Raw genomic sequence first — 5,712 nt, 5'->3', positions numbered from 1 at the left:
ACGAAAGAAGTCCGGCGGTGTCCTACTCTCCCACAGGGTCCCCCCTGCAGTACCATCGGCGCTGTGAGGCTTAGCTTCCGGGTTCGGAATGTAACCGGGCGTTTCCCTCACGCTATGGCCGCCGAAACACTATTGATGTTTCAGTCTGCACAACGATTGATCGTTATGCGGTTCTCGACCGTACATCGAGAACCACTCAGTGGACGCAAGCACCAAAAACGGTGTGTTATCAAGTCATCGGCTTATTAGTACCGGTCAGCTTCACGTGTTACCACGCTTCCACATCCGGCCTATCAACCCAGTAGTCTAGCTGGGAGCCTCTCGCCCGAAGGCATGGAAATCTCATCTTGAGGCCGGCTTCCCGCTTAGATGCTTTCAGCGGTTATCCATCCCGAACGTAGCTAACCAGCGGTGCTCCTGGCGGAACAACTGGCACACCAGAGGTTCGTCCAACCCGGTCCTCTCGTACTAGGGTCAGATCCTCTCAAATTTCCTACGCGCGCAGCGGATAGGGACCGAACTGTCTCACGACGTTCTAAACCCAGCTCGCGTACCGCTTTAATGGGCGAACAGCCCAACCCTTGGGACCTACTCCAGCCCCAGGATGCGACGAGCCGACATCGAGGTGCCAAACCATGCCGTCGATATGGACTCTTGGGCAAGATCAGCCTGTTATCCCCGAGGTACCTTTTATCCGTTGAGCGACAGCGCTTCCACAAGCCACTGCCGGATCACTAGTCCCGACTTTCGTCCCTGCTCGACCTGTCAGTCTCACAGTCAAGCTCCCTTGTGCACTTACACTCGCCACCTGATTGCCAACCAGGTTGAGGGAACCTTTGGGCGCCTCCGTTACTTTTTGGGAGGCAACCGCCCCAGTTAAACTACCCACCAGGCACTGTCCCTGAACCGGATTACGGTTCGAAGTTAGATATCCAGAGTGACCAGAGTGGTATTTCAACAATGACTCCACGGTAACTGGCGTCACCGCTTCAAAGTCTCCCACCTATCCTACACAAGCCACACCGAACACCAATACCAAGCTGTAGTAAAGGTCACGGGGTCTTTCCGTCCTGCTGCGCGTAACGAGCATCTTTACTCGTAGTGCAATTTCGCCGAGTTCGCGGTTGAGACAGTTGGGAAGTCGTTACGCCATTCGTGCAGGTCGGAACTTACCCGACAAGGAATTTCGCTACCTTAGGATGGTTATAGTTACCACCGCCGTTTACTGGGGCTTAAATTCTCAGCTTCGCCTTGCGGCTAACCGGTCCTCTTAACCTTCCAGCACCGGGCAGGCGTCAGTCCGTATACATCGTCTTGCGACTTGGCACGGACCTGTGTTTTTAGTAAACAGTCGCTACCCACTAGTCTCTGCGGCCTCCACACCCTTTCGGAGTAAATCCTAATAAGTGGAAGGCCCCCCTTCTCCCGAAGTTACGGGGGCATTTTGCCGAGTTCCTTAACCACGATTCTCTCGATCTCCTTGGTATTCTCTACCTGACCACCTGAGTCGGTTTGGGGTACGGGCAGCTAGAACCTCGCGTCGATGCTTTTCTCGGCAGCATAGGATCACCCACTTTTTATCCGCATCGTGTCTCAGCCTGTATGAGTCACGGATTTGCCTATGACTCGGCCTACGCACTTGCCCCGGGACAACCATCGCCCGGGTTGGGCTACCTTCCTGCGTCACACCTGTTAATACGCTAGCCGCACCAGCATGGGGTCGAGCGTTAGACCGGACCGTCTCACCCCGAAGGGATCAACTAAGCCCGGGTTAGGACTCTTAGCACCACTGGATTAGCTTGGGCGGTTCTTCGCCGGTACGGGAATATCAACCCGTTGTCCATCGACTACGCCTGTCGGCCTCGCCTTAGGTCCCGACTTACCCAGGGAAGATTAGCTTGACCCTGGAACCCTTGGTCTTTCGGAGGACGTGTTTCTCACACGTCTTTCGCTACTCATGCCTGCATTCTCACTCGTGTAGCCTCCACGGCTGGTTCACACCGCCGCTTCGCTGGCCACACGACGCTCTCCTACCCATCAACACGGCTGGACCACGAAGGCCTACCAATAATGTCAATGCCACAACTTCGGTGGCGTGCTTGAGCCCCGTTACATTGTCGGCGCGGAATCACTTGACCAGTGAGCTATTACGCACTCTTTCAAGGGTGGCTGCTTCTAAGCCAACCTCCTGGTTGTCACAGCAACTCCACATCCTTTCCCACTTAGCACGCGCTTTGGGACCTTAGTTGGTGGTCTGGGTTGTTTCCCTCTCGACTATGAAGCTTATCCCCCACAGTCTCACTGCTGCGCTCTCACTTACCGGCATTCGGAGTTTGGCTGACGTCAGTAACCTTGTAGGGCCCATCGGCCATCCAGTAGCTCTACCTCCGGCAAGAAACACGCAACGCTGCACCTAAATGCATTTCGGAGAGAACCAGCTATCACGAAGTTTGATTGGCCTTTCACCCCTATCCACAGCTCATCCCCTCAGTTTTCAACCTAAGTGGGTTCGGTCCTCCACGACGTCTTACCGTCGCTTCAACCTGGCCATGGATAGATCACTTCGCTTCGGGTCTAGGACACGCGACTGAATCGCCCTATTCAGACTCGCTTTCGCTACGGCTACCCCACACGGGTTAACCTCGCCACGTATCGCTAACTCGCAGGCTCATTCTTCAAAAGGCACGCTGTCACCCCTACTAAGGAGGCTCCAACGGTTTGTAAGCAAACGGTTTCAGGTACTATTTCACTCCCCTCCCGGGGTACTTTTCACCTTTCCCTCACGGTACTTGTCCGCTATCGGTCATCTGGGAGTATTTAGGCTTATCAGGTGGTCCTGACAGATTCACACGGGATTTCTCGGGCCCCGTGCTACTTGGGATACTCTTCACGCCAAGAGAAGCATTTCGACTACGGGGTTCGCACCCTCTATGACCAGGCATTCAAACCTGTTCGTCTATACCTTCTTGTAACGTCGACCACTCGGCAGAATGATCAGAAAAGTCCCACAACCCCCAACGTGCAACGCCTGCCGGCTATCACACACGCAAGGTTTAGCCTGATCCGGTTTCGCTCGCCACTACTAACGGAATCGCTGTTGCTTTCTCTTCCTGTGGGTACTGAGATGTTTCACTTCCCCACGTTCCCTCTACCCGCCCTATATATTCAGGCGGGAGTCACTAGGTCGGCACGCCGCCCAGCGGGGTTTCCCCATTCGGACACCCTCGGATCACAGTGTGCTTATCCACTCCCCGAGGCTTATCGCAGATTGCTACGTCCTTCTTCGGCTCCAGATGCCAAGGCATCCACCGTTTGCTCTTAAAGACTTGAAATCACATGAGTTGAATCGTCAAAAAATTGACTAATGATCTTTAAGATCATCTTCACGACACAACACCCGAAGGTGTCGCATCGAAGATGCTCGCGTCCACTGTGTAGTTCTCAAAGTACGGGCGGTACCCTCCCCACATGCCACCCAGGCAGCATGAAGAAAAGGCCCAGAGGTTGCGGACTCTCATCCGGTCCCTCAGGACCCAACAGCGTGCAGGTGCGACACCCGAAACCCTCCCCGTTCCCACCGCAAGCGGCGTACTAGAGAAGAACCTCATCCTTCGCACCATGTCAAATGTTCCACCCATGAGCTCCCAGCGAAGAACATGTGCCTTCGAACTGGGTTCTGGACTCCGAAGAGTCAGATGCTCCTTAGAAAGGAGGTGATCCAGCCGCACCTTCCGGTACGGCTACCTTGTTACGACTTAGTCCTAATTACCGATCCCACCTTCGACGGCTCCCTCCACAAGGGTTGGGCCACCGGCTTCAGGTGTTACCGACTTTCATGACTTGACGGGCGGTGTGTACAAGACCCGGGAACGTATTCACCGCAGCGTTGCTGATCTGCGATTACTAGCGACTCCGACTTCATGAGGTCGAGTTGCAGACCTCAATCCGAACTGGGACCGGCTTTTTGGGATTCGCTCCACCTCACGGTATTGCAGCCCTTTGTACCGGCCATTGTAGCATGCGTGAAGCCCAAGACATAAGGGGCATGATGATTTGACGTCATCCCCACCTTCCTCCGAGTTGACCCCGGCAGTATCCCATGAGTTCCCACCATTACGTGCTGGCAACATAGAACGAGGGTTGCGCTCGTTGCGGGACTTAACCCAACATCTCACGACACGAGCTGACGACAACCATGCACCACCTGTATAGAGACCTTGCGGGGCGACTGTTTCCAGACGTTTCCTCTATATGTCAAGCCTTGGTAAGGTTCTTCGCGTTGCATCGAATTAATCCGCATGCTCCGCCGCTTGTGCGGGTCCCCGTCAATTCCTTTGAGTTTTAGCCTTGCGGCCGTACTCCCCAGGCGGGGAACTTAATGCGTTAGCTGCGTCACGGAATCCGTGGAATGGACCCCACAACTAGTTCCCAACGTTTACGGGGTGGACTACCAGGGTATCTAAGCCTGTTTGCTCCCCACCCTTTCGCTCCTCAGCGTCAGTTACGGCCCAGAGATCTGCCTTCGCCATCGGTGTTCCTCCTGATATCTGCGCATTCCACCGCTACACCAGGAATTCCAATCTCCCCTACCGCACTCTAGTCTGCCCGTACCCACTGCAGGCCCGAGGTTGAGCCTCGGGTTTTCACAGCAGACGCGACAGACCGCCTACGAGCTCTTTACGCCCAATAATTCCGGATAACGCTTGCGCCCTACGTATTACCGCGGCTGCTGGCACGTAGTTAGCCGGCGCTTTTTCTGCAGGTACCGTCACTTTCGCTTCTTCCCTGCTAAAAGAGGTTTACAACCCGAAGGCCGTCATCCCTCACGCGGCGTTGCTGCATCAGGCTTTCGCCCATTGTGCAATATTCCCCACTGCTGCCTCCCGTAGGAGTCTGGGCCGTGTCTCAGTCCCAGTGTGGCCGGTCACCCTCTCAGGCCGGCTACCCGTCGACGCCTTGGTGAGCCATTACCTCACCAACAAGCTGATAGGCCGCGAGCTCATCCCTGACCGAAATTCTTTCCAGCTACTGACCATGCGGTCGCAGCTCGTATCCGGTATTAGACGCCGTTTCCAGCGCTTATCCCAGAGTCAGGGGCAGATTGCTCACGTGTTACTCACCCGTTCGCCACTGATCCACAGAGCAAGCTCTGCTTCACCGTTCGACTTGCATGTGTTAAGCACGCCGCCAGCGTTCATCCTGAGCCAGGATCAAACTCTCCGTAAAGAAAATTTGCTGCGACCAGTCGGAAAAAGACCAGAGCAGCGAGTTTGATGCTGACCAAAGAGATAAATCATTGCTGACTATCCATTGCCTCCCCGAAGGAAGGTCTTTGATCCAAAGGAATCTCACCCCACCGAAGTGGAGTCGAGGTTATTTGGCATTTGACAAGTGCACGCTGTTGAGTTCTCAAGGATCGGACGCTCCCCCAACTGACCTCACAGCCAGCCCAGAGGGCAACTTCACAACCATACCCCACCACGGCCTGTTCCAGAACCAGACCCGGAGACCGAGTGTGGTGTGGAGGTGTGATGGGGACCCTGTGGCAGGCCATCGACCTGCGACGCTCGGAAGCGTCTGTTTCGGGTTGTTCTCCGCTTGAGGGAGGCGGGACCTTCCGGCCCTCTCGCTCTTCCCTGTGGGGCGAACAAGTAATAAGTTACGCGGCTCCCGGCATCGTGGCAAAGCGGCGCGACATCCCGGGCGTGTCGC

General features: G+C 55.3%; 3 rRNA genes. All 3 read right to left on the bottom strand.

Annotated features, from left to right (window positions below):
* Positions 1-9 precede the first annotated feature (9 nt).
* The 3 genes from rrf to DEU36_RS15970 all read right to left on the bottom strand — a co-directional run bounded on the left by rrf (position 10) and on the right by DEU36_RS15970 (position 5,226).
* Positions 10-126: ribosomal RNA gene (rrf, locus tag DEU36_RS15980) — 5S ribosomal RNA — on the bottom strand.
* A 99-nt stretch (positions 127-225) separates the two neighbouring features.
* A 23S ribosomal RNA gene (locus tag DEU36_RS15975) occupies positions 226-3,332 on the bottom strand.
* A 374-nt stretch (positions 3,333-3,706) separates the two neighbouring features.
* Positions 3,707-5,226 (bottom strand): 16S ribosomal RNA (locus DEU36_RS15970).
* The 16S, 23S and 5S rRNA genes sit together here, the layout of an rRNA operon.
* Positions 5,227-5,712 lie beyond the last annotated feature (486 nt).

The organism is Microbacterium sp. AG238, from assembly GCF_003610405.1.
Classification (GTDB): domain Bacteria; phylum Actinomycetota; class Actinomycetes; order Actinomycetales; family Microbacteriaceae; genus Microbacterium.
Note: the sequence above shows the minus strand (reverse complement) of the source record. Positions and strands in the feature narration are given on the sequence as shown.